Origin of the sequence: Pedobacter zeae (assembly GCF_014196715.1) — a bacterium.
Lineage (GTDB): Bacteria > Bacteroidota > Bacteroidia > Sphingobacteriales > Sphingobacteriaceae > Pedobacter > Pedobacter zeae.
The window spans coordinates 295844-319508 of record NZ_JACIEF010000003.1; the positions used below are offsets into that span (position 1 = coordinate 295844).

24 protein-coding genes are annotated in these 23665 nt (G+C 40.1%); 9 read left to right on the forward strand and 15 right to left on the reverse strand.

Features of this window, described 5'->3' with window-relative positions:
- Positions 1-6: 6 nt before the first annotated feature.
- Together GGQ60_RS14245 and rnhB are read right to left on the reverse strand one after the other, a co-directional pair.
- On the reverse strand, positions 7-1209 hold the full coding sequence (locus tag GGQ60_RS14245) for a glycosyltransferase (RefSeq protein ID WP_183765553.1): 1203 nt from the start codon (positions 1207-1209) through the stop codon (positions 7-9).
- A 22-nt stretch (positions 1210-1231) separates the two neighbouring features.
- Positions 1232-1840, reverse strand: coding sequence for a ribonuclease HII (rnhB, locus tag GGQ60_RS14250; RefSeq protein ID WP_183765556.1), 609 nt, complete (start codon positions 1838-1840; stop codon positions 1232-1234).
- Between the two features lie 280 nt (positions 1841-2120).
- Between rnhB and GGQ60_RS14255 the strand changes: the two genes are divergently transcribed.
- The 3 genes from GGQ60_RS14255 to GGQ60_RS14265 all read left to right on the forward strand — a co-directional run bounded on the left by GGQ60_RS14255 (position 2121) and on the right by GGQ60_RS14265 (position 3788).
- Positions 2121-2459 (forward strand): TfoX/Sxy family protein, encoded by a 339-nt coding sequence (locus GGQ60_RS14255; protein WP_183765559.1) that lies wholly within the window; start codon positions 2121-2123, stop codon positions 2457-2459.
- 77 nt (positions 2460-2536) lie between these two features.
- Complete coding sequence (locus GGQ60_RS14260) at positions 2537-3145, forward strand: hypothetical protein (RefSeq protein ID WP_183765562.1); 609 nt, start codon at positions 2537-2539, stop codon at positions 3143-3145.
- Positions 3146-3257: 112 nt separating this feature from the next.
- The gene (locus tag GGQ60_RS14265; protein ID WP_183765565.1) at positions 3258-3788 is read left to right on the forward strand and encodes a DUF4251 domain-containing protein; all 531 of its coding nucleotides are present in this window, start codon (positions 3258-3260) and stop codon (positions 3786-3788) included.
- Between the two features lie 110 nt (positions 3789-3898).
- On the opposite strand, the gene GGQ60_RS14270 is transcribed toward GGQ60_RS14265, so the two are convergent.
- The 12 genes from GGQ60_RS14270 to rsgA all read right to left on the reverse strand — a co-directional run bounded on the left by GGQ60_RS14270 (position 3899) and on the right by rsgA (position 17659).
- The gene (locus GGQ60_RS14270; protein WP_183765567.1) at positions 3899-4981 is read right to left on the reverse strand and encodes a glutaminyl-peptide cyclotransferase; all 1083 of its coding nucleotides are present in this window, start codon (positions 4979-4981) and stop codon (positions 3899-3901) included.
- Positions 4959-5324, reverse strand: coding sequence for a YraN family protein (locus tag GGQ60_RS14275; protein ID WP_183765568.1), 366 nt, complete (start codon positions 5322-5324; stop codon positions 4959-4961). Before GGQ60_RS14275 ends, GGQ60_RS14270 begins: the two co-directional genes overlap by 23 nt.
- A 217-nt stretch (positions 5325-5541) precedes the next feature.
- Positions 5542-7524: a DNA primase gene (dnaG, locus tag GGQ60_RS14280; RefSeq protein WP_183765570.1), complete on the reverse strand. Its 1983-nt coding sequence runs from the start codon at positions 7522-7524 to the stop codon at positions 5542-5544.
- Positions 7525-7634: 110 nt separating this feature from the next.
- Positions 7635-8072, reverse strand: a complete 438-nt coding sequence (locus tag GGQ60_RS14285; RefSeq protein WP_260300621.1) for an SGNH/GDSL hydrolase family protein — start codon at positions 8070-8072, stop codon at positions 7635-7637.
- A 12-nt stretch (positions 8073-8084) separates the two neighbouring features.
- Positions 8085-8297, reverse strand: coding sequence for an SGNH/GDSL hydrolase family protein (locus GGQ60_RS23005; protein WP_229685124.1), 213 nt, complete (start codon positions 8295-8297; stop codon positions 8085-8087).
- Between the two features lie 269 nt (positions 8298-8566).
- On the reverse strand, positions 8567-9508 hold the full coding sequence (locus GGQ60_RS14290) for a hypothetical protein (RefSeq protein ID WP_183765572.1): 942 nt from the start codon (positions 9506-9508) through the stop codon (positions 8567-8569).
- Positions 9509-9614: 106 nt separating this feature from the next.
- Positions 9615-10799, reverse strand: a complete 1185-nt coding sequence (locus GGQ60_RS14295) for a M20 metallopeptidase family protein (RefSeq protein WP_183765574.1) — start codon at positions 10797-10799, stop codon at positions 9615-9617.
- The gene (locus tag GGQ60_RS14300; RefSeq protein ID WP_183765576.1) at positions 10786-11229 is read right to left on the reverse strand and encodes an SPOR domain-containing protein; all 444 of its coding nucleotides are present in this window, start codon (positions 11227-11229) and stop codon (positions 10786-10788) included. Before GGQ60_RS14300 ends, GGQ60_RS14295 begins: the two co-directional genes overlap by 14 nt.
- A 319-nt stretch (positions 11230-11548) precedes the next feature.
- Positions 11549-15025, reverse strand: coding sequence for a preprotein translocase subunit SecA (locus GGQ60_RS14305; protein WP_183765578.1), 3477 nt, complete (start codon positions 15023-15025; stop codon positions 11549-11551).
- Positions 15026-15161: 136 nt separating this feature from the next.
- Positions 15162-15461 carry a hypothetical protein gene (locus tag GGQ60_RS14310; RefSeq protein WP_183765580.1) on the reverse strand — a complete coding sequence of 100 codons (300 nt, stop codon included), beginning with the start codon at positions 15459-15461 and terminating at the stop codon, positions 15162-15164.
- A gap of 176 nt (positions 15462-15637) precedes the next feature.
- Positions 15638-16591 carry a Smr/MutS family protein gene (locus tag GGQ60_RS14315; RefSeq protein WP_183765582.1) on the reverse strand — a complete coding sequence of 318 codons (954 nt, stop codon included), beginning with the start codon at positions 16589-16591 and terminating at the stop codon, positions 15638-15640.
- Positions 16592-16738: 147 nt separating this feature from the next.
- Positions 16739-17659, reverse strand: a complete 921-nt coding sequence (rsgA, locus tag GGQ60_RS14320; RefSeq protein WP_183765585.1) for a ribosome small subunit-dependent GTPase A — start codon at positions 17657-17659, stop codon at positions 16739-16741.
- 177 nt (positions 17660-17836) lie between these two features.
- On the opposite strand from rsgA, the gene fumC reads away from it, so the two are divergent.
- The 6 genes from fumC to GGQ60_RS14350 all read left to right on the forward strand — a co-directional run bounded on the left by fumC (position 17837) and on the right by GGQ60_RS14350 (position 22792).
- On the forward strand, positions 17837-19234 hold the full coding sequence (fumC, locus tag GGQ60_RS14325) for a class II fumarate hydratase (protein WP_183765588.1): 1398 nt from the start codon (positions 17837-17839) through the stop codon (positions 19232-19234).
- A gap of 102 nt (positions 19235-19336) precedes the next feature.
- Positions 19337-19684 carry a hypothetical protein gene (locus GGQ60_RS22915; protein ID WP_221235973.1) on the forward strand — a complete coding sequence of 116 codons (348 nt, stop codon included), beginning with the start codon at positions 19337-19339 and terminating at the stop codon, positions 19682-19684.
- A gap of 8 nt (positions 19685-19692) precedes the next feature.
- Complete coding sequence (locus GGQ60_RS14335; protein WP_183765594.1) at positions 19693-20208, forward strand: fumarate hydratase; 516 nt, start codon at positions 19693-19695, stop codon at positions 20206-20208.
- 2 nt (positions 20209-20210) lie between these two features.
- Positions 20211-21017: a S1/P1 nuclease gene (locus tag GGQ60_RS14340; protein ID WP_183765597.1), complete on the forward strand. Its 807-nt coding sequence runs from the start codon at positions 20211-20213 to the stop codon at positions 21015-21017.
- A gap of 110 nt (positions 21018-21127) precedes the next feature.
- On the forward strand, positions 21128-21985 hold the full coding sequence (locus tag GGQ60_RS23110; protein ID WP_308421193.1) for a low molecular weight protein-tyrosine-phosphatase: 858 nt from the start codon (positions 21128-21130) through the stop codon (positions 21983-21985).
- A 39-nt stretch (positions 21986-22024) separates the two neighbouring features.
- Positions 22025-22792, forward strand: a complete 768-nt coding sequence (locus GGQ60_RS14350; RefSeq protein ID WP_183765600.1) for a ThuA domain-containing protein — start codon at positions 22025-22027, stop codon at positions 22790-22792.
- A 48-nt stretch (positions 22793-22840) separates the two neighbouring features.
- Here the strand turns inward: GGQ60_RS14350 and GGQ60_RS14355 are convergent, their stop codons facing one another.
- Positions 22841-23596 carry a hypothetical protein gene (locus GGQ60_RS14355; protein WP_229685125.1) on the reverse strand — a complete coding sequence of 252 codons (756 nt, stop codon included), beginning with the start codon at positions 23594-23596 and terminating at the stop codon, positions 22841-22843.
- Positions 23597-23665 lie beyond the last annotated feature (69 nt).

Genomic DNA, 23665 nt, shown 5'->3' on the forward strand with positions numbered 1-23665 from the left:
ATCAAGCTAGGCCTGTACCAATTCCTCGTATATCTTCAACATTTTACCCGAGATCAGATGAACACCATGATCGTTCTCCACAGTTTTCCGGGCGTTCTCCCCTATTTCCATCCAGCGTTTAGGATTAATGATACACTGCAGAATAGAGCGGTAAAATTCATCTGCCGTATCGGCAATTAAAATGTCGTAACCATGCCTGCAATTAATGCCCTCGGCAGCGGTAGTAGTAGCAATGATGCATTTTTTCATCGCCATTCCTTCAATAATCTTCACCCGCATACCGGTACCCGAAATTAATGGGACAATCATTATTGCCTTCGAGTTCATAAACTCTATTGCATCAAAAACCTCTCCTTCTACAATCAGGTTTTCAGAATCATATTCGAAAAAATGTTTTTGCATATTTTTCCCTGCGATGTAAAAACGGAGGTCTTTGTTCAGCTTTTCGATATCCGGCCATATATCGTCCAGAAACCATTCCAACCCTTCCTGGTTGGGCCGCCAGTCCATTGCACCCAAATGAAAAAGTGTAGGAAAACTGGTTTTCGTTTTATCTGTTTTATATTTATCCAGATCAATAGCCACCGGAAAGACCGACATGGGCACTTCGCAGCCGAAGCGCAGAATACTCTGCCTGTCAGGCTCGCTGATAGCAAAAATCTGGTGGAAACGGTTAATCTGATCCGTTTCGTAAGCTTTAAGTCTTTGAGCTAAAAACGCAAGATATTTACGCCGGATAAGAAATTTTTCTGAATGTGAGAGACGTTCCCAAAGGGTAAATTCGATATTGTGTGCCCTGTAAATCAGTTTGGCATTACTGTTTGCCTTTACCACATCCAGGTAAGGTACCACAAAAAGACCTTCGAACTGGATAATATCGAAAGTATTTTCGCGGAGAACGTTTTCCAGTTGCCGCGCCGCATCTTCACTGTAAAAACGGGAAACGTTATATGATTCGTTAGTAAATATGTTAAAAAACGCCGACCATATATTTACATCCGTATCCAAATCGTGAGTATGGTATTTAATCTGTTCAAAAACAGGATCGTAAATATCTTCAATATCAACACGGCCTTTTGTGGGGTTGAGACTGAACAATGTAATATCTGCACCAAGTTGCAGCAAACCTTTTATGGTGTTGTAAACCACTATAGGATAACCACTATTTGGCGGAAATGGAATCCGCTTGGTAATCAACAGAATTTTCACAATGTGGTGAAATTACGAAATTTTAGGCGTTTTTTGAAAACAGATCCAACTGCGGATCACTAACATTAAAAGTTCTGCGGTGAAAAGGCGACAGTCCGATCTCGATCACAGCTTTACGGTGGGCCGTTGTGGGATAACCTTTATTCTGCATCCAATTATAATGCGGATAATCGGCATGAAGGTTGGTCATGTATTCGTCGCGGTGTGTTTTGGCCAATATCGACGCCGCAGCAATGTTCAGGTATTTACCATCCCCTTTAACAATGCAGCTATGTGGAATCTGTGGATAAGCCTTAAACCGGTTGCCATCAATCACCAGGTATTGAGGTTGGGTATGCAATTTCTCAATTGCCCTGTGCATGGCCAGAAAGGATGCATTTAAAATATTGATGCGGTCTATTTCTTCATGATCACAGGAGGCCACCGCCCAGGCTAATGCTTGCCGCTCAATAATTGGCCTTAATAGCGCACGCTGATCGTGCGATAATTGTTTCGAGTCGTTTAAACCTTCCAGCACAAAACCTTTTGGTAAAATCACCGCAGCAGCAAAAACAGGACCCGCAAGGCAACCCCTTCCAGCTTCATCACATCCGGCCTCTAACAATTCATCCTGGTAGCAGTTTAACAACATGTTACAAATTTACTGAAATAGAGATACTAAGGAAATTATTTTGTTCAATATCTTTTAAATCTTAATTTTAGGATAACTTGCTTGAAGTTATAATGAGAATAATGTTTTAAAAGCACCTAGCCCCTATCTATCCGTCATGCTGAATTTATTTCAGCATCTTTTTAGCATGAAAGACCCTGAAATAAATTCAGGGTGACGACCGCCTTAAATAAAAGCCGGTTCAAACTGTCCAAAGGAAATATTAATTATCTAACTCATATTAATACAAGAATTTTAAAGCATGAAATACAACGAAACCCTTGCGCTGCGCGTGGCCGAACGTTTACAGCATATACCCGATGTGGAAGAAAAACTGATGTTTAACGGACTGATATTTATGGTGAACGGTAAGATGTGTATTGGCATTTCGAAAAACGGCATGATGGTGCGGCTCGATCCGAATACCCTGGAAACTTTATCAGATAAAGATGGCTGGGAACAAATGGTGATGGGCGGACGCCCGATGAAAGGTTACATTTCGGTTTCAGAAGACGTATTAAGCCGAAACGATGAACTCGATTTCTGGGTTAAGCTCGCCCTGGACTTCAATCCTTTTGCTAAAGCATCAAAAAAGAAATAGCGTATAAATCACTAAATAACTCAAAACTAGCAGGAACCATATTTTTTCATTATTTTTACGAGTCTAATCGAATATCAATGAAAAAAAGAGCTGTTATAGCGGCATTCCTGCTATTTACTTCATTTATTGTACTGGCTCAGGTAGAAACTACCACATTAACCGAAATACCACAACGGGCTGCAATATCAAAAGCCAAATTACCAAAGGGACATTATTGCGAGTATTGTAAGCTTAACTATCCGGAATCACATTTTCCCTGCATTATGAAATCAATAAAAGGGAAACTCGACGCTGCAACCGGCGAGATCAATTTTACAGCCGGACAGCCCATTAGTGGCATTGTAGTAAAGGGAAGTAAAGATACCGGAGACTTACTTACCTTAATTACCAATGAAAAAGGTGAAATAGAATTTAATAATACCACAACGGGAAATTACAAATTTGTGGTTTCTGTACCTTCAACCAATCCGAATTCGAGGGTAGCAGGTTCTCCGATTGGGGGGATAGTAGTTAAAGGAGGCAAAAGCCCAAAAGGCAGTTCAATTACCTTAATTACCACTGAAAATGGAGAAATCGAACTCCAAAATATTTCGGCTGGGAAGTATAAATTTACTGCTCTGGGTGCTTCTGAAGATGAAAAAAACAACCCGTTATTTAAATCAATCTATTCAGAAAAGGTAAACTGATCATATCCATCATAATTTCGTTAAATTTACGCTAAGTTTCATTTTTTGGCACTGTTATGGAATCTTTCAAAACTGTGCATCTTTAAGTTGTTACACATTTAAAACACACATTATGAAACGTTTAAATTTAATATTGAGCCTTGGCCTTCTTATGCTAAGCATTCAATCATTTGCCCAAACCGATAAAGAAACTACGGCAAAAATCGTAGCGGATAAGAATTATATTTTTGTTGCCAATACTGCCCTGCCAATGTCGAACAATGACGTTAACAGGATATTGTCTATGATGCCGGGCAGCCAGGCAGGCTCTGCAATAAACCTGACCGGATCTCAATATGACGTGAAGGTCACCAAAGACAGCATTGTTGCTTACCTGCCTTATTTTGGACGATCTTTTTCCGCTCCGATGGACCCAACGCAAGGCGGCATTAAGTTTACCTCGAAAGATTTTACCTACACCGAATCGAAAAACAAAAAAGGTTTGTACACCATCCAGATTAATACAAACGATGTAAAAAGGGAAAATTACCGGTTTACCATTAATATTTCTACCAATGGCTATGCTTCTTTAACCGCTAGCAGTGTAAATAAACAGCCCATCGTTTTTAATGGTTATTTAGACGAGCCGAAGAAAAAAGATTAAAATTTGTAATCTTGAACCTGTCGAATGACCTATTAAATCATATTAAAGCATTTTGATACTTCTTCAAGCTCAATACAGGCTAAGCTCAATGTAACATGTCGACAACTAAATTATTTCTTTACCAGTTCGATCTGAAAAATATGTGGCCATTTTTTGCCGGTAACCCAAAGCTTTTTACCGGCTTTATCGTAAGCGATTCCATTTAATACATTATTGGCTTTTTCATCTTCAGTTTTAAAATAATCCGATGGCAACAGTCCTGACAAATCAATCTTGCTTTCAACGGCCCCCGTTTCCGGGTTGATGATCATGATTTCATTGGTAGTATAAACGTTTGCATAAATTTTACCATCAATAATTTCAAGTTCGTTCAGGTTCTGGATGGCTCCTTTATTATCAAAAACATCGATCGAACCAATTTTTTGATAGGTATCTTTATTCAGGAAAAAGATGGTGTTTGAACCATCGGTATTGAATACTTTTTGTCCGTCAAAAGCCAATCCCCAGCCTTCTCTTCCGGTGGTATAAGAAAACTCAGCTAATTTCTTGAAAGTAGCCTTATCATAAACAAAGCCCACTTTTTCGCGATAAGTAAGCTGGATAATCTTGTCTCCTATTACGGTAATACCTTCGCCAAAATACTGTTTGTCTAAATCTGTTTTCTGAAGAACTTTCCCTGTTGATGGATCTACCTTACGCAGGCTTGAGTGCCCGTAATCGCCGGCACTTTCGTAGAAAAAACCATCATGATATTCTAAACCTTCCACATACGAAGCGGTATCGTGAGGTAAGGTCTTAATCACCTTATAGCCGTACTCAGCGGGAGCCTTTGCAGCTAAAACATTAATATTTGAGGTTAAATCTTCGGATTTTCCGGCACCATATATTTTTGCTGTTATCAGGTGATTACCCAGTTTCAAACCTTCGGTTTTAAGCTTGATAGCCGAAGTATCGGCTTTTGAAATCATTTTAATGGTATCGATCAGGTAAATTACAGAATCTACTTTCTGCTCGGTACCAAATTGTAATTTAACATCAAATTCCTTTCCTGACGGTACATTAAGACCTGTCATTGGTGAAAGAAAGCTACGGTAAGTGGTAGTAGAACTGTCTTTACAAGCACTCATGGAGGCGAGCACAGCTGCAATAAACATAAAATTTTTAACGGGATTAATCTTCAGGCCAAAACGCATCTTCTATATGGTTTAAATTATAATTTTTATTTTTTGTAAAAGTAATCGCAATAATATCAAAACGGATATCATTTTGATGGTTCATCAAGTCAATATAAGCATTAGCAGCGAATTCCATCTGTATTTGTTTGGCTTTATGTACAAATTCTTCCGGCTGTCCAAATGTAACCGAGCTCCGTGATTTAACCTCAACGAAAATCATGATCCCGTTTTTATATGCGATTAAATCAACTTCGGCTTTACCATGGGTCCAGTTTTCGTCCAAAACCTCATATCCATGATCTTCAAGATATTGTTTGGCAATTTTTTCGCCTTCTTTACCTAAATCGTTATGGAGCGCCATAGTTTATTGAATTTTTAACGTCAGATGTAAATGACCGGGTTTTACTGCTTATCTGGCACGGCGACGGACTAAGAAATCGTCATTTCGGGCAGAGTGTAATAAAGTTGAGAACTACTGGTTCTTACCTAAGCTAACTCCGTCTCAAAATGGATCTCTACCTCCCTGTACGGGCAGGAGCTCCACAGCTTTCCGATCGGGATGACGTACCTTTTGTCGTTTACTTAACAATAACCGAACCTAAAAACTTCGATATCTCCCTTTCCACACCTTTGATTACTCCATAACGCTGCATCAAAACCATCTGGTTATCCTCGTTCTTTTCTTCTTTGATTTCTTTTAAAAGATTCATCAATATCTTTTCTACCTTTCGCTTTTTCAGGTGGAAAATGCCGCCCAAAATAGTGGCTTTTAAATTCATCGACTCGTCTTTAACATAAATGAGGTGTTTATTTAACCAGTTTTCACTTAAAGTATGCTCAGATGTTGAAAGTGTAATGGCCAGGTCGGCAATTGATCTATCTTCATGTTTAATAAAATGGCTCGATGTTGGTAAACGGCCGTTATCTATTTCAGTTTTATAATAATCAATAATCTGTTTACAGAGAGGGTCATCAAATTCAACATCAGCCAGATTCTGCATAATAAACGGGCCAATGTACATATCATCTATTTTATCCCAGTTTACGAATTCGTGCCCATAGGCCAATAAAAGCCTTACGATTTCCTTTTCCTGAAATTCCTCTTCTTCTACGGACGGCTGTTCGTAGCCCATGGGACCGGCACTATCGTCCCACAAATCATCAGGCGGGCCAAGTGGCTCAGGCGGGCCAGAAGAATAAGGTTTCGGGCTTGCCGATGGGTTTGCCTTTTGGTTGTTATCGAAGTTTTTTTTCAGCTTGGCTGAGCGCATTTTATTCAGCTCACCTAATAAAATGTGCTCGTCAATTTCGAGCAAACTACTGCATTCTCTGATAAAAACCGAAGCTTTGATCTGATCGGGGATCTTGGCAATACTTTCTACAATATCGCGGATAATACCTGCACGTTTAATAGGATCGTTGCCGGCATCTTTAAGCAGCACATTTGCCTTGTATAAAATAAAATCCTTTCTGTTCTGTTCGAGATAGCTCTTAAAAGCACCGGCACCAACATGGTGCATATACGAATCCGGATCGTGCCCATCAGGGAAGGAAACAATTTTTACATTCAAACCTTCTTCCAGAATCATATCCAAACCACGCAGCGAGGCTTTAATACCTGCAGCATCACCATCAAACAAAATGGTAATGTTTTGGGTAAAACGGCCAATCAGTTTGATCTGCTCAACGGTTAATGATGTGCCGGAAGAAGCCACCACGTTTTCGATTCCGGCCTGATGTACCGAGAGAACATCGGCATAACCTTCGGCAAGGTAACAGTTATCGAGATCACGAATAGCTTTTTTAGCATGAAATAGCCCATAAAGTACATTCGATTTATGATAGATTTCACTTTCGGGCGAGTTTACATATTTAGGAACATTTTTATCGGTTTTAAGCGTTCTGCCACCAAAACCTATAATCCTACCTGTAAAATTATGGATCGGGAACATGACTCGTCCACGAAAACGGTCGTAAATTTTACCGTTATCATTTTTGATCGACAATCCTGTGGATTCCAGAAATTCTAATTTATGCCCCTGGCCGGTGGCGCTTTGTGTTAACGCATCCCAAACATCGGGCGAATAACCCACTTCGAATTTTTTAAGAATATCTTCTCTAAAACCGCGTTCTTTAAAATAACTTAAACCAATGCCCCTGCCTTCCTCGGTATCCCACAGCTGTTTTACAAAAAAAGACGAAGCATATTGCGAAACAATGTAGAGGCTCTCTTTAGCGCTCTGTGTTTCAGCATCCTGAGGGCTTAGTTCAGTTTCTTCAACTTCTATGTTGTATTTATTGGCTAAAAACTTAAGGGCTTCCGGATATGAATATTTTTCATGATCCATAATAAAGCGTACCGAATCGCCTCCTTTACCGCAACCAAAACATTTGTAAATACCCTTGGTTACGGATACATGGAAAGAAGGCGTTTTTTCGCCATGGAAAGGGCAATTACCAATTAAACTGGTCCCGCGTTTCTTTAGGTGCACAAAATCCCCAACTACCTCCTCAATGCGGGCGGTATCCATTATCTTATCTATCGTTTCGCGGTTTATCATATACGCTCTGCTCTTCCCTCTTATTTAACCACAAAGATAACGGAGAAAAAACACAAAGCACACAGAGAAAAATTTCTTTGTGTGCTTTGCGAACTTCGCGGTTAAAAAATCTACTTCACCAAAGGCAATAGCTGATCGGCCACCAATTTATTCCCTGTTTCATTTAGGTGGACCCTATCTACAGTTAAAATGCCTTTTTCTTTATCTTCCGGATTATTTTTCGCCTCGTATTCGGTAAAAACTTTTCTTAAATCGCATACGGGAAGGTTATTTTTTGCAGCCAACGATCTAATTCCTTCAGCATATTTATTCAGATCGGCATCCAATTCATTGGTACCATCTTTTTTCTCGCCAACAACAGACGGGGTAACCAATACCACTTTACTGCCTGCACCTTGAATTTTGTTGATCAAAGCCTGATAAAATTTTAAATATTTATCATAGTCTGTTCCGGTATGAGATGATTGTTTATGCCACACATCATTAATGCCTACATAAATCACCACCAAATCGGGCTTTTTGCTTAAAACATCATCTTCTAAACGCAGGTAAAGATCGTATTATACCTTATTACCACCTATACCTGCACCGATTACATCATATTTGGCAGAATCGAGTGATTTTTTGATCAGGGTTACATATCCGTTTTTTGAAACACCCTGTTGGGTAATCGAATCACCGAAAAAGATAATCCGTTTTGGTTTAAATGTCATTGATGTTAATACAATTAAGCAAAAGCTTAGTAAAATACCCGTTTTTATTATTGTTTTCATCGTATGTAATGGATTAGGTTATTTTCATTGGTCTTTATTAAATACTAAGGAAGAAAAGAGTTGCATTTTTACCGCTTTAATCATCCTTTAAAGATAAATGTTTTAGTCGATAGTTAATCCTTAGAGGGTAACTATTGCAAGGCTGCCTCGAACTTACCTGAATATTTTGTTATTATAGAAATATCCTGATCATAAAGCAGCTGCAAGGCAATTGAAGACTATTTCTACTTGTAAAATAAATTCAGGATGATGAACACTTTCCCTAATTATTATTTACCCTTTTCGAGTTTATAATCTTTATGTACAATTAAAAAGCTTGCCCGTTCTTCTTTCTTGAAAGGATAATCCCAATTGCCCTGATAGGTGATTTTAGTAGGCAGTTTATCATCACCAAAATAACCCATTTCGATGTTCATCTGCACATCAAAATCGAAAAGCAGGTTACTGTATTTCATATCGATATACCGTCCAAGTATATTAAAATTCCTTTTATCAAAAATAGTTACCAATTCCTTAATCATAATCCCATCTTTTGTCCAGCTGCTCAAATCTGGTTTAACCGAAACCCTGAATCGGTAAACGGGAATCGAATCCAGGTAAGTACCACTGGTGAAACCATAATCGTAATACTGGCGCATATTGGCCGAAAATATTTCTGTTTTGCTGCCGATAAACGGAACCTTTACCGGACGGCCCGGATTAAAAACCAGCGTTTTTAACTTGTCTTTGTAACTTTCGTTTGTTCCGCCTTTTCCATCGGGTTTTGGTGCATTGGGAACAAAATCAGTATTGTATGAATTCATAAAAATGTAATCGAACATTTCTACGGTGTACAATTGATATTTTCCGTTCTTTTTATAAATCTTTCCTGTATCCTGTTTTACCAGGTATTCCATTTTGTAAGGTCCGCTATTGTTGTGCCTTATTTTACGGTATATCTTTCCATCCACCCGGTTCTTTTTATCGTAACTGTAAATCCTGTTTTCGGCAATGAAGGTATAGCGTTTCATGTCCCTGAACGACTGATAAAAAGAAGTATCGTACATTACCTTCCTGATAAATGTTTCTACGTTCAGTTTTTCGGCCTGAATGTTTACCGTAGAATCTAGCGTAATGGTTTTAATGGTATCCGGATTGAAACGCTGGATTTCCTGCGCAAAACCATTATAAAAGAGCGAAATAAACAGTAAAAACAAAAATATCTTTTTCATGGAAGAAAGTATGTAAAATGGAAGATGTATCATGTAAAATGGGAAATGGATGATGTAGCTGAAACTCCTCCATCATCCGTATTACATTTTTACATCTTACCTCTATTTAGTTGCCCAGTTGTTTTAGCGCAATATAAGCCATTAACCCGGTCGAGATTTTCAGGGCGTCCTCGTCCACGTCAAACCTTGGGGTATGTACCGAATATTGTGTGTCTTTAGCCGCATTCCCAGTACCTAAACGATAAAAACAGGCATCTGTTACCTGCGAATAGAAAGAAAAATCTTCGGCTGCCATCCAGATATCCAAATCCACTACATTTTCTTTGCCTAAAAACTCTTCAGCATAGGCCCTTGCATTAGCGGTTAGTTTTTCTTCGTTGATCAAAAAAGGATAACCTCTATGGATATCGAAATCGCAGCTTCCCCCCATGCTTTCGGCAATGCCTTCTGCCATTTTTTTCATTCGTTTATGGGCTTCATCTCTCCACTCCTCATCCAGGGTCCTGAATGTACCTTCGATTTTTACTTCATTGGGAATAATGTTGGTTGCCCCGTTGGCAATTACTTTACCAAAAGATAAAACTGAAGGGATACGCGGATCGGCATTACGGCTCACCACCTGCTGCAGGGCAATGATGATATGCGAAGCAATTAAAACCGGATCGATATTTTGATGGGGCTGGGCGCCATGCCCGCCTTTACCGGTTACGGTAACATATAGTTCATCTGTAGAAGCCATATAAATGCCCGAACGAAAACCTACTTTACCGGCATCGATCAAAGGCATTACATGCTGACCAACAATATGCTGTGGTTTAGGGTTCTCGAGCACCCCTTCTTTGATCATGATACTTGCTCCACCCGGCAACAGTTCTTCGGCAGGTTGAAATATCAGTTTTACTGTTCCGCCAAAATCATCTTTTAACTGGTTTAAGATATATGCTGTTCCTAAAAGGGAAGAAGTGTGCACGTCATGTCCGCAGGCATGCATCACACCGTGATTTTTGGAACGATAAGGTTTGTCGTTTGCTTCATGGATAGGCAAAGCATCCATATCGGCACGTAAGGCAATTACCTTATCGGATGGTAAATTTCCTTTAATTAACCCTACTACACCTGTATTGGCGCAATCGGTATATTCAATTCCCCATTTTTTTAGTTTATCCTTGATAAATAAGGAAGTTTCGAACTCTTTGAAAGATAATTCAGGGTTGGCATGGATATGCTGACGATAGCCTACTACATCATTAAAAATGTGAGCAGCCAGTTCCTGTACTTTATTTTTGATCATTGGTTGTTGTGGTATCTAAAGTTGGTGCATTGATTTTCTCCCTAAAAATAAATAATGTTGGGAAAGCCGGTCTGAGTTCGTTGATGAGGCGTTGTGCCTCCAGGCGGGTCCTGAAATCGCCCACACGAACATAATAATTAGGTTCTTTATAGGTAAGATAAGTATTTAACTGGGGGTAAAGCCCTTTAAAGCGGGCCTGCTCATTAAAAACTTCCCGCCGGTCTGATCCATAAAATATCTGTACCCGATAACCGTAAGCAGAAACGATGGGTTTGCCTGGTTTTACCTCGCCAGAGGTTTTATAAACTTCGAGGCGTTTGGCAATTAAACTATCAATTAAAGGATCTTTTATAACCGTTACCTCTCCCTTTTGTGCAAAAGCAGTAGCGGTAAGAAATAAGCACAATATAAAAGTTATTGTTGTTTTCATCAGCAAAATAATTGGCATTTGGTGAGCAGTGTGCCCTCACCTTCTTCTTAACAAGAAAAATGCCGAAACCGTTGCAAAAATCGGCATTCTTTATGGGTTAAGCAAATAGTTAATTATTTGGAAGAAAATCTTACAGCACGAAACCTTTGTTTCTGTAATCTTGTAAAAAATCAGCGTCCATTCTAAAACGGATCTTTTAAATACCAAAGGTTACTGATTCTTCACACCGATCCAAACTACGTCCGTCTTATCCATGATGAAGAAGGCAACAAAAAAGCCCCGACTAAAATGGCCGGGGCTTTTGTTTTATATATGCTGATTATAAGTTAGCGCCGTGGCAGTTTTTGAATTTTTTACCACTACCGCATGGGCAAGGTTCATTTCTACCCACAGTTGCTTCCTTACGGACAGGCTGTTGTGGAACGGCCTCGCGTGTATCGCTCAAACCAATGCCCGGTTCCTCTCTGCCGAACTCCTGTTTGGTAGTTTGTAATTTTGGCTGTTTTACAGGCGCCGGTGCTTCCCTTACCTGGTCAGGCTCTTGCTGAACAGGGATGCCACCTTTGTATAAGAAACTTACCACTTCTTTATTTACAACATTAAGCATGTTTTTAAATAAGTTAAAGGCCTCCATTTTATAAATTACCAATGGATCTTTCTGCTCGTAAACCGCATTCTGAACTGACTGTTTCAAATCGTCCATTTCGCGTAAATGCTCTTTCCAGCTATCGTCGATCAGGGCCAATACAATGGTTTTTTCGAATGCACGGATTACTTCTTTTCCTTTATTATCGATGGCTTTCTTCAGATCAACAGCAACCTGAATACCGCGGATACCGTCTGTAAACGGTACTACAATCTGCTCGATATGCGATCCGCGTTCTTCGTAAACCTGGGTTAAAACCGGTAAAGATTGCTGAATGATGGCTTCTGATTTACGTGCATAAAATTCTTCGGCTTCTTCGAACAGTTTTTCGGTTAACTGAGGAATACTGGTCGATGTAAATTCTTTTTCGGTAATGGCTGTATCCAAAGAGAAATTTTTGATCACTTCCAGTTTAAAACCATCAAAATTAGCTTCCTGTTTGTATTCGGTTACGATATCTTCGGCAACATCGAACACCATATTGTTCATATCCACATCCAAACGTTCGCCGAATAATGCATTTTTACGTTTGGCATAAATTACAGTACGCTGCGAGTTCATCACATCATCATACTCCAATAAACGCTTGCGGATACCAAAGTTGTTTTCCTCTACTTTTTTCTGTGCACGCTCTATAGATTTGGTAATCATTGAGTGCTGGATCACCTCTCCATCTTCGATACCCATGCGTACCATAATGCTCGATATACGCTCTGAACCAAACAAACGCATTAAGTTATCTTCTAATGAAACGAAGAACTGAGATGAACCCGGATCGCCCTGACGACCAGCACGACCGCGCAACTGCCTGTCTACACGGCGTGATTCGTGGCGCTCGGTACCTACAATGGCCAAACCTCCGGCTTCTTTAACACCTGGGCCCAACTTAATATCGGTACCACGACCAGCCATGTTGGTTGCGATGGTTACTGTTCCGGCCTGACCAGCTTCGGCAACAATATCGGCCTCTTTCTGGTGCATTTTAGCGTTCAATACGTTGTGTTTAATTCCACGCAGTTTAAGCATACGGCTTAATAACTCAGAAATCTCTACAGAGGTTGTACCCACCAATACCGGACGGCCTGCTTTTGGCTGCAATTGTCCTGTTTCAGGGTTAACTGCAGGGATTAAAGCACCTTTAGCATCTAATTTTGGTACAGCCCTGCCGATTTGGTCGTATTTAACCACCGGTTTGCCATCTTTTTGCTTTACATTACCGTCTTTATCTGTTTCATATTCCGTTTCGTAATGAGAATATGGGAAAACGAGGTATTGTATCTCTGCTGCAACAGCATTATATTTTTCGCGAACGGTACGGTACACATAATCCTGCTCATCAATCCTCGAAATGTTTCTGTTGGTAGGGATTTCTACCACATCCAGTTTATAGATCGACCAAAACTCTCCGGCCTCCGTGGTTGCAGTACCCGTCATACCGCAAAGTTTGTGGTACATACGGAAATAGTTTTGTAAAGTTACAGTTGCATAAGTTTGGGTAGCATCCTCAACTTTTACATTTTCTTTGGCTTCAATTGCCTGGTGTAAACCATCAGAGTAACGGCGGCCATCCATAATACGGCCGGTCTGCTCATCTACAATTTTGATTTTTCCTTCATCGATGATGTATTCTACATCGATTTCGAACAAGGTATAAGCTTTTAATAATTGGTTAACCGAATGGATACGCTCTGCCTTAACCGAATAATCGCGCATTAAAGCATCTTTTTGAGCAACCTTATCTTCTAATGGAAGATCAGATTTTTCAAGCTCCGCAATTTCAGTCCCCACATCGGGCAATACGAAGAAATGCGGGTCCTCCCCTGATTGGGTAATCAGTTCGATACCTTTTTCTGTTAATTCTACCTGGTTATTTTTTTCATCAATATAGAAATACAATTCAGAATCTACCTTAGGCATGTTCTTAGATTGATCTGCCATATAGTGGTTCTCTGTTTTCAACAGCAACCCACGAATACCGCTTTCGCTCAGAAACTTAATTAAAGCTTTGTTTTTTGGCAAACCACGGTAAGCACGTAATAATGCCAAACCGCCTTCGCCTTCTTCGGTTCCGCTGTTGCCGGCATTGATTAATTTTTTAGCCTCGTTCAAAGCCTGGGTTACATAGGCCTTTTGTGCATTAACCAAACGCTCAATACGTGGTTTTAATTCATAAAACTCATGCTCATCTCCGCGTGGGATCGGGCCAGAAATAATTAAAGGGGTACGGGCATCATCAATCAAAACCGAATCGACCTCATCCACCATTGCAAAGTGCAACTTGCGTTGTACCAATTGATCAGGTGTTTGCGACATATTGTCACGCAGGTAATCAAACCCGAACTCATTATTGGTTCCGTAAGTAATGTCTGCGGCGTAAGCCTTTCTTCTTTCTTCCGAGTTTGGTTCGTGTTTATCGATACAATCAACCGTTAAACCATGGAACTCGAATAACGGGCCGTTCCATTCACTATCACGTCGTGCAAGGTAATCATTCACCGTAACGATGTGTACACCCTGTCCGGCTAATGCATTTAAATAAGCCGGCAACGTACTCACAAGGGTTTTACCCTCACCGGTAGCCATCTCGGCAATTTTACCGCTGTGCAATACGATACCACCAATTAACTGTACATCGTAATGTACCATGTTCCAGTTTACCTCGTTTCCGGCAGCCTCCCATTTGTTGGCCCACTGAGCCTTATCGCCTACAATTTTTACGTTGTTTTTACGCGCAGCGTAATCCCTGTCAAACTGGGTTGCGGTAACTTCTAAATAATCGTTTTCGCTTAAACGGCGGGAAGTTTCTTTAATTACAGCAAAAGCCTCCGGAAGGATTTCCGATAATACTTTTTCTAATTCCGTATCGCGCTCTTTACCCAGGGCATCAACCTGATCGTAAATAGCTGTTTTTTGGTGAAGATCTAAGCTTTCACTTTCTGCATCAGCCTTTAAAGCGGCAATTTTTCCATCAATATCAGCTAAAAAAGTAGAAATCCTTTCTTTAAACTCGAGGGTTTTACCACGTAATTCATCGTTGCTTAGCGCAGACAGTTTACTGTAGTGTTCGTTAATTTTAATAACAATTGGCTGAATGGCCTTTATATCTCTTTCTGATTTACTTCCGAAAATCTTCGCTAAAAATCCTAACATTATATTTTAAATCGTATTTATTTATTAAAAAATGGTGTGTTACAACAACCAAGCCACTGTCAGCATTAAGTCAGTTTGGCAGTTGTTAGTATGAACAGGCTTAAAAAACCTTAAAAAACTGGGTTAACCAAACAAACTAGGGACTGTTGTTTTTTGGTTTTTTGCGGATGGTTAAATCGGTGATTACCTGATTTACGCTTATATATTTTGCTACTTTTAATTGAGGTTGGGTTCCAATTAAAGCAAGGCGTGTGTACGATAATAAATAAGGATTACGCTGCTCGTTAAACTGAACAACACTTTTATCAGATGCATTAGCATTGATTTTATACTCATTACAATATTCATTTAATATCCTAAGCCCTTCAACACGTTCGGCCTTTGCCAGATGCGTTAAGCTAAAAAATACAAGAGATATGGTAACGAGGTGTTTCATTAATAGCGGCAAAGCTAGTTTTAATCTTTTATAAAAAGAAATTACAGCGCAGCAAAAAGTGTACCTCGATCTTCCTTTCGTGCTGAATGTAATGAAAAATGTTTAATTCATTGGAAAGATTCTGAAACAAGTTCAGAATGACGGATCGCGCGCAAAAGTCTCTCCTACATCATCCATTACTTGAAAACTACTTCTGTAGCGCCATATCCGAATTTTTCTTTTCTGGCATCCATATAAGTTTTAATGTGCGGATTTTTACTGATCAGTTTATGGATTTTATCCCGAAGGGTACCATTTCCGGAGCCGTGGATAAAAACCATCTTATCGAAATGATGCACTACAGCAGCATCAAGGGCCTTTTGAAAATGCGTGAGCTGGATCTGCAAAATTTCTCCGGCTTCTAAGAAGTGGTGGTCATCACGTAATTTTTCGATATGCAGATCAACCTCCTTTGCAGGCGCTTCGACCATTTTCTTCTCATCGGCCGATTTAAAAAAACTTTCTTTTAATTTTTTCGCATCGATGGTTACCGGTACCAGGTCATCTAAACGAACCAACCAGCCCTTGTTTTTAAGGTTAGGTAATTCTTTCTGTTCGGTACTAAAATCTTTTGCCCTGAATTTCTTACGGATTACCAATGGATCGATAGGCTTAGCCTCAGCTATACCTGCCACCAAAACCTGAAAGGTAAACTCAGGCCAGAGCTCCAGATCGGCTAAAGACGCAGCATACACCAGTGCCAGCGAATAGGGCTGTATAATGCCATGAAAGGCATTCGCATATTTTCCCTTTCTTTCAGTCGTGAGGTTCAGCAATAAGGTATTGGGCGATTGGTTCTGCACGTGCAAATGCACCACATTACCTGCTTTATCATCGGTTGCTGCAGCTACATAAATACCATTTTCTATTTTAGTAACACCAGGTACATTAACCTGAACCGGTTTAGGTACATCAACCTCTTCCGCTACTACACCATGTCCATGTACCGATGTTAAGTTGCTCACTGCAACCGGAATTTCAAAACCATCCTCGTCTGTTACCCCCAAAGTTTGCGCATCGATAATGCGGGTAACATAGCCCTCGCGTTTCTCATCAACAAAACGCACAAAATCTCCCAGTTTAAATTTCATATTACCTAAATCCCAAAAAAAGATTTCTCCATTTATTTAATATCGTTTCTACTTATATTAATCACTAAGACATAAGGCATGCCAATATCTTTTTTTAAGCATACCTAACAACTGCCGCTATAAGCTTTAGTCTTTCAGCTTTACTTGTTAGTACCGGGTATCGTTTCCGTGATAAATACTCAGGTAACTTTCGTACCTTGAGATGGCAATTTCGCCGGCATTAACAGCTTCAATAACCGCACAACCTGGTTCGTTTACATGGCGACAGTTGTTAAAACGGCAATTATGCGAAGTTTCGAAAATCTCCCTGAAAAAATGTCCCAGCTCTTCTTTTTCGATATCGATCACCCCTAATTCACGGATACCCGGCGTATCTACAATGAATCCGCCCTGTGGCAGCGCGAACATTTCAGCAAAGGTTGTGGTATGTTGCCCTTTATCGCTCCAGTCAGAAACCTCGCCGGTCTTTAAATCACGATCGGGCAATAAGGCATTGATCAGGCTCGATTTACCTACTCCGGAATGACCTGAAATTAAGGTAATTTTACCGGTAATCAGTTCCTGAATTATGGGAATATTGATTCCTTTTAAAGCCGAAACCTCATAACAGGCATAACCAATGTTTTCGTAGATATTTTTAAACTCCTGCAAAATCTCCAAGCCCTCCTTGCTGAACAGGTCGAGTTTATTGAACACCAAAACCGCAGGCACATCATAGGCTTCGGCAGTGACCAAAAACCGGTCGATAAAACCCAAAGAGGTACGTGGCGAAGCTAAAGTAACCACCAGAATGGCCATATCTAAATTGGCGGCTAAAATCTGGGCCTGCTTACTCAGGTTAATTGATTTGCGGATGATATAGTTTTTACGGGGAAGCAGTTCGTTAATCAACCCCTGATTGCTATCGCGTTCAAGCTCAAACTTCACCCTGTCGCCAACCGCAATCGGATTGGTCGTTTTAATACCTTTAATCCTGAACTTACCTACAATGCGGCAATCGTAATGCTCACCATTATCGGCGAGCACGTTGTACCAACTTCCCGTAGATTTAATAACTAATCCCTGCATATTTGCAGTAAAGGTATGAATATGATTCCATTGGTAGAAGCGACCTTAGCGCATAAAAGTTTGTGCTTTAGCCAGTACCTTCCTCCTATATTCTTGCTATCTACCAAATATCTTACATAAATACAACGCTTTAAAAGGCAAAAAACCTAAATTTGCCACAACAAAAATCAAAATATAATGAGTTTCAGAATAGAACACGATACCATGGGCGAGGTGCAGGTACCAGCCGACAAATACTGGGGTGCACAAACCGAACGCTCACGCAACAACTTTAAAATCGGTCCGGAAGGTTCGATGCCTAAAGAAATTATCCATGCTTTTGGTTACCTGAAAAAAGCAGCGGCACTGGCCAATAATGAGCTTGGTGTATTATCGGCTGATAAAGCTGAACTTATTGCCAAAGCTTGTGATGAAATTATTGCGGGCCAGCTGGATGATCAGTTTCCATTGGTAATCTGGCAAACCGGTTCGGGTACGCAAAGTAACATGAACGGCAACGAGGTAATTGCAAACCGTGCACATGTTATTAATGGTGGTGCACTGGCTGATGATAAAAAAGTACTTCACCCGAATGATGATGTAAACAAGTCGCAATCATCAAATGATACCTTTCCAACTGCAATGCACATTGCAGCGTATAAACTTACGGTTGAAAATACCATCCCGGGTTTAACACAGTTAAGAAATGTACTAGCCCAAAAAGCAGAAGAATTTGCCGGGATTACCAAAACCGGCCGTACCCACTTTATGGATGCCACACCATTAACCTTAGGCCAGGAGTTTTCGGGTTACGTACAGCAGATCGATAACAGCATCAGGGCTATTAAAAATGCCCTGGTAATGGTTGCAGAACTGGCTTTGGGTGGTACAGCTGTAGGTACAGGCTTAAATACGCCAAAAGGATATGACGTTTTAGTAGCTAAAAAAATTGCCGATTTAACAGGTTTACCTTTCGTTACTGCCCCAAATAAATTTGAAGCGTTGGCTGCACATGATGCAATGGTTGAGCTTTCTGGCGCTTTAAAACGTACAGCGGTTGCCTTAATGAAAGTGGCTAATGATGTAAGGATGTTAAGCTCTGGTCCGCGTTGTGGTATTGGCGAAATCATTATCCCGGATAATGAACCAGGATCATCTATCATGCCGGGTAAAGTTAACCCAACTCAACCTGAAGCTTTAACTATGGTTTGTGCCCAGGTAATTGGCAACGATGTTGCTGTTTCGGTAGGTGGCATGTCGGGCCATTTCGAACTCAACGTTTTCAAACCGTTAATTGCAGCTAACGTGTTGCAATCGGCACGTTTAATCGGCGATGCCTGTGTTTCTTTCACCATAAAATGTGCAGAAGGAATTACGGCAAACCTGCCTGAAATTGAAAAACACCTCCAAAATTCTTTAATGCTGGTTACAGCCCTAAACCCACATGTGGGCTACGAAAATGCTGCTAAAATTGCAAAAAAAGCACATAAGGAAAATAAAACCTTAAAAGCAGCAGCAGTAGAACTGGGTTTATTAACCGCCGAGCAGTTTGATGAGTGGGTACGCCCTGAAGATATGGTTGGCAGCTTAAAATAGACCAACACTTTAACCGCTAAGCGCTTAAGCACTTAGCGGTTAATAGAAAATTACTGGGTATAAGATAGGTTTATGCCAAAGCATGAGTAAATAATAGGTCATATGGAGTCAATAATTGTTACCATAATCAGCATGGTATCCATCATAGCCCCTTGCATCATACTTGGGGCATGCTGCTATTTTTTAACAAAGAAAGCTACCGCTGAGGCTATTTTAATGACTATTGGAGCAGGCACGGGCCTAATTATTCACTTGTTTTACCTTTTAATGCCTATTTTAACGAGTTATAAAAATATGCCCTACAGCAATATTTCAAAGTATTATACTGTAATTGGCGTTTTTAACTTCATTTCCGGCCTTTGCTTTGCCATTGGTTTTTTAATCTTGATTATCAATACCGTTAAAAAGAATAAGATCGTGAACGATCAGTCCACTAAAAGCATCGATTAGCAATAACAATGAACAAACGGCGTCTGGGTTTCAGGAATTTCTACATTATCCTTTTTACATTACCCATTTTACATCTAGCTTGTAGTCCGCGGCCAAACATCCAGGGCAAGGGTGAAGACTTTATGCAGGGCGTTTGGAACGAAGATTCGGTTGCGTTTAGCAATAAACTAAGTAACTATACCCAGCACCACTTTAAATTTACCTGCGATTCGGTTTATATCGATATGGTTACCCATAGCAAAGTAAACCTGTATGAAGATTCGTGCTATAAAAACGGTATCTGGAAAGAATACGCCAAGGGCGTTTATGCCGTAAGGGGTGATACGCTGTTTATTGGCGCTACTTTTACACATGCTAATTACAAACAAAAAATATCAGGCTGTTACCGCAACGGCAGATACGAAAAGAATTTCCTGATCAAAAAACATGCTGCAGATACCTTATCTTTAGAGGGTTTAAGCGATCAGCGCGAAATCAAATTAATCCTCAAGCAAAAGATTACCTGCGTACAAAAAGAATTATAAAAATGATTTTAACATCAATTAAAAAGAAGATAACCACTGCTCTTGCAATTGGTTGTTTAGCTTATTTACCCATGCAGGCAAATGCCTGGGGTATCATTGGCCACCGTGTGGTAGGCGAAATTGCCGATAGTTACTTAAAGGCGAAAACGCGTAAAGCCATTCAGGGTATTTTAGGTTATGAAACTTTGGCCATGTGTGCCAATTGGGGCGATTTTATCAAATCAGACTCCACCTATAATTATATGTATAACTGGCATTTTGTTAATCTCCCTGCCGGATTAAATAAAGATGGCGTGTATAATTTTCTCGAAACAGAAAAATCTCCAAACCTTTACAATAAAATCCCTGAGCTGATTGCCATTTTAAAGAAAACAAGCAGTACCCCTGCCGAAAAGAAACTGGCTTTACGCATGCTGGTGCACCTGGCAGGTGACTTATGTCAGCCCATGCATGTTGCTCATAAAGAAGATTTAGGCGGGAACCGCATTTCGGTACTGTGGTTTAATGAAAAATCGAACATTCACAGGGTGTGGGATGAGCAGCTGATCGATTATCAGCAGTTAAGCTATACCGAATACGCAAAAGCCATTAACCACGCTTCAGCTATACAGCTTTATAACTGGCAGAATACCAGCTTGAAAGATTGCATCTACGAATCGTATACGATCTGCACAAAGATTTACGATACCACCAGGCCGGATTCGAAATTAAGCTACCGGTATAATTTCGAATGGATTGATACCCTTAACAACCAACTTTTAAAAGGTGGCGTACGCCTTGCCAAAATGCTGAACGATATTTACGGATAAATAATCTTCTCATTATTCAATGCCCTGATGCTATTTAGCTTAGGGCATTTTTTTACCCTGGTGTAACACATTAACGATGAGATCCGTTTAGTGTAATGCGAGCCAAACCCATGAAAAAATTACTACTCATTTTAACGGTATGCTTAGCTTTAGGCTGTAAAAAAGACCCGGATAAAACCCTAACCCAAAATGACTGGCGCATCGAATCGGCTACAGTAAAACCGGCGATGACGATCGGCCGAAAAACAAGTACAAACTACCTCGAACTGATGGGGCCATCCAGTTGTGTGAGTAACTCCATGATATCTTTTTCATCGAAGGGAACTTACGTTTGGAGCTCAAATGGAGCACTTTGCGATCTCTTATCCGATACAAGTGTTAAAACCTGGAAAAGAGAGGGCGATCAGATTTTTTTATCGGCCGTGCCAAATTCACCGATGGCACTAAAAGGCGATAAACTTACCCAAACCACTTCAACCACGACAACAGAAGGAATTATTTATACATTTGTTTTTGTATATAAATCCAATAAGTTGAAAATATTAATGGTTTGCCTCGGCAACATCTGCCGTTCGCCGCTTGCCGAAGGCATTATGCGCCACCTTGCGGATGAAAGACAATTAAACTGGGAAATTGCTTCGGCAGGAACAGGTAACTGGCACATTGGTAAGGCACCAGACCACAGGAGTATTGCAGCCGCCAAAGCATTGGGTTACGATATCAGTAAACAGCAGGCGCAGCAGTTTAAGCAATCCATGTTTGCCAGTTACGACCTTATTTTGGTTATGGACCGCAATAATCTGGCTGATGTTATCAGCCTTGCAAAAAGTGATGAAGAGCGAAAAAAAGTTAAACTTTTTCTGGATAACGAGGAAGTTACAGATCCATATTGGGATAATGCGCTATTTAACCCCGTTTGCAGGCAGGTTGAAAAAAGATGTATAGAAATTATCAAACAACTTTCTTAAATTTAGCACTTACAATTCAACATCCTAACCAAGTTAAAAATGAAAAAGTACCTGTCTCTGTGTTTATTAATCGCAACTGTTTTTTTATTTCAGGCCTTTGCCAACATAAAAAAACCGGCCAAGCTCCTGGTCTTTTCCAAAACAAAAGGTTTTAGGCACAATTCTATCGAAATTGGCAAAGAAATCATCCAAAAACTGGGGAAAGAACATCATTTTGATGTGGATACCACGGAAAATGCTGATCTGTTCACAGAAGATAACCTTAAAAATTATTCGGCTGTTATCTTTTTAAGTACAACAGGCGATGTGCTCAATAACAAACAGCAAATCGCATTCGAAAGATATATCCAGGCTGGCGGTGGCTATGTGGGTATCCACGCCGCAACCGACACCGAATACGATTGGCCTTGGTATGGCAAATTGGCAGGAGCTTATTTCATTAGTCACCCAGCCATACAGGAAGCTAAATTTATCATTAAAGACAAAAAACATCCTTCTACCCAATTCTTTACGGATTCTGTTTGGATGAGAAAAGATGAGCTCTATAATTTTAAAGACATCAACCCTGATATTAAAGTGTTAATCACCTTAGACGAGAAATCATATACAGGCGGTAAGAACGGCGATTTTCACCCTTTTGCCTGGTATCATAACTTTGATGGTGGCAGGGCATTTTATACCTGTATGGGGCACACTAAAGAAGGTTGGGCTGAAGATAAATTCCAGAAACATTTATGGGGAGGCATTGAATATGCCATCGGTAAGCAGAAAAGCCTGAACTATAGCAAAGCTCGTTCAAAATTTTAAATAGCACATTGAGCTTATTGACGGAGATTCAGCAAGCTCAATATTAAATTATACCTGCACTTTTTTATCGTTCACCAAATAAATAAAATTGAGCATACAAAAAGATGCAATTGCCCCAAAAGTATGCCATAGAAAATGCGTACCCATACTTAATAACCCCCATTTATCTACTACACGGAAAGTAAGTGCAAATATAAACGCAATCAATGCAAACCCCACCCATTTGCCATTTCTCCATTCGGTTTTAATCAGGTAGCCAAATACGGGGAATAACACCATTGCGGCCATAAAAGCATAGTTGATATTGATAAAAACCTGAAAATCACCCTGGCTGAAAAGGCTTCTTACATAAAACTGGAAAAAGGCATAAACTGCCACGATTAATATGGCAAAATACCATTTGATGAGTTTTGACAGGAAATAAATACCGGCCGAAAGACACAGGAGCATTATGGGCATCCAATCCATCATGATAAAAACTGGCCAACGCCTTAATCCGTGATAGGTGGTGCCACCTATGCCACCAATATAAAGTAATATCAGGGCAATGCTCAAAAATTTATGCTGTTTGAACTTTCCCCAAAGCCTGATCGTCCAATATAGGGCAATGGCCAGGAAAAAACAGCTTGTTATGGTATTGAAAGGCTCTGGGAACAGCTGGTTCAAATTGGTTTCAGTGTACAGAATGCCACCATCTGGAGGATTATGGATAAAAGCGCTCATGAATAAATAACGTAAGAAAAAATTAAATGTTTGATCCGGTAATGTAACGATCAGGATGGAAAAATACCCCGTTTTTTCCATCTCCCGTCAATTAATATTAATTAACTTTTAACGCAGCAATCATAATTATTTGTACTTTAGTTAGATCTA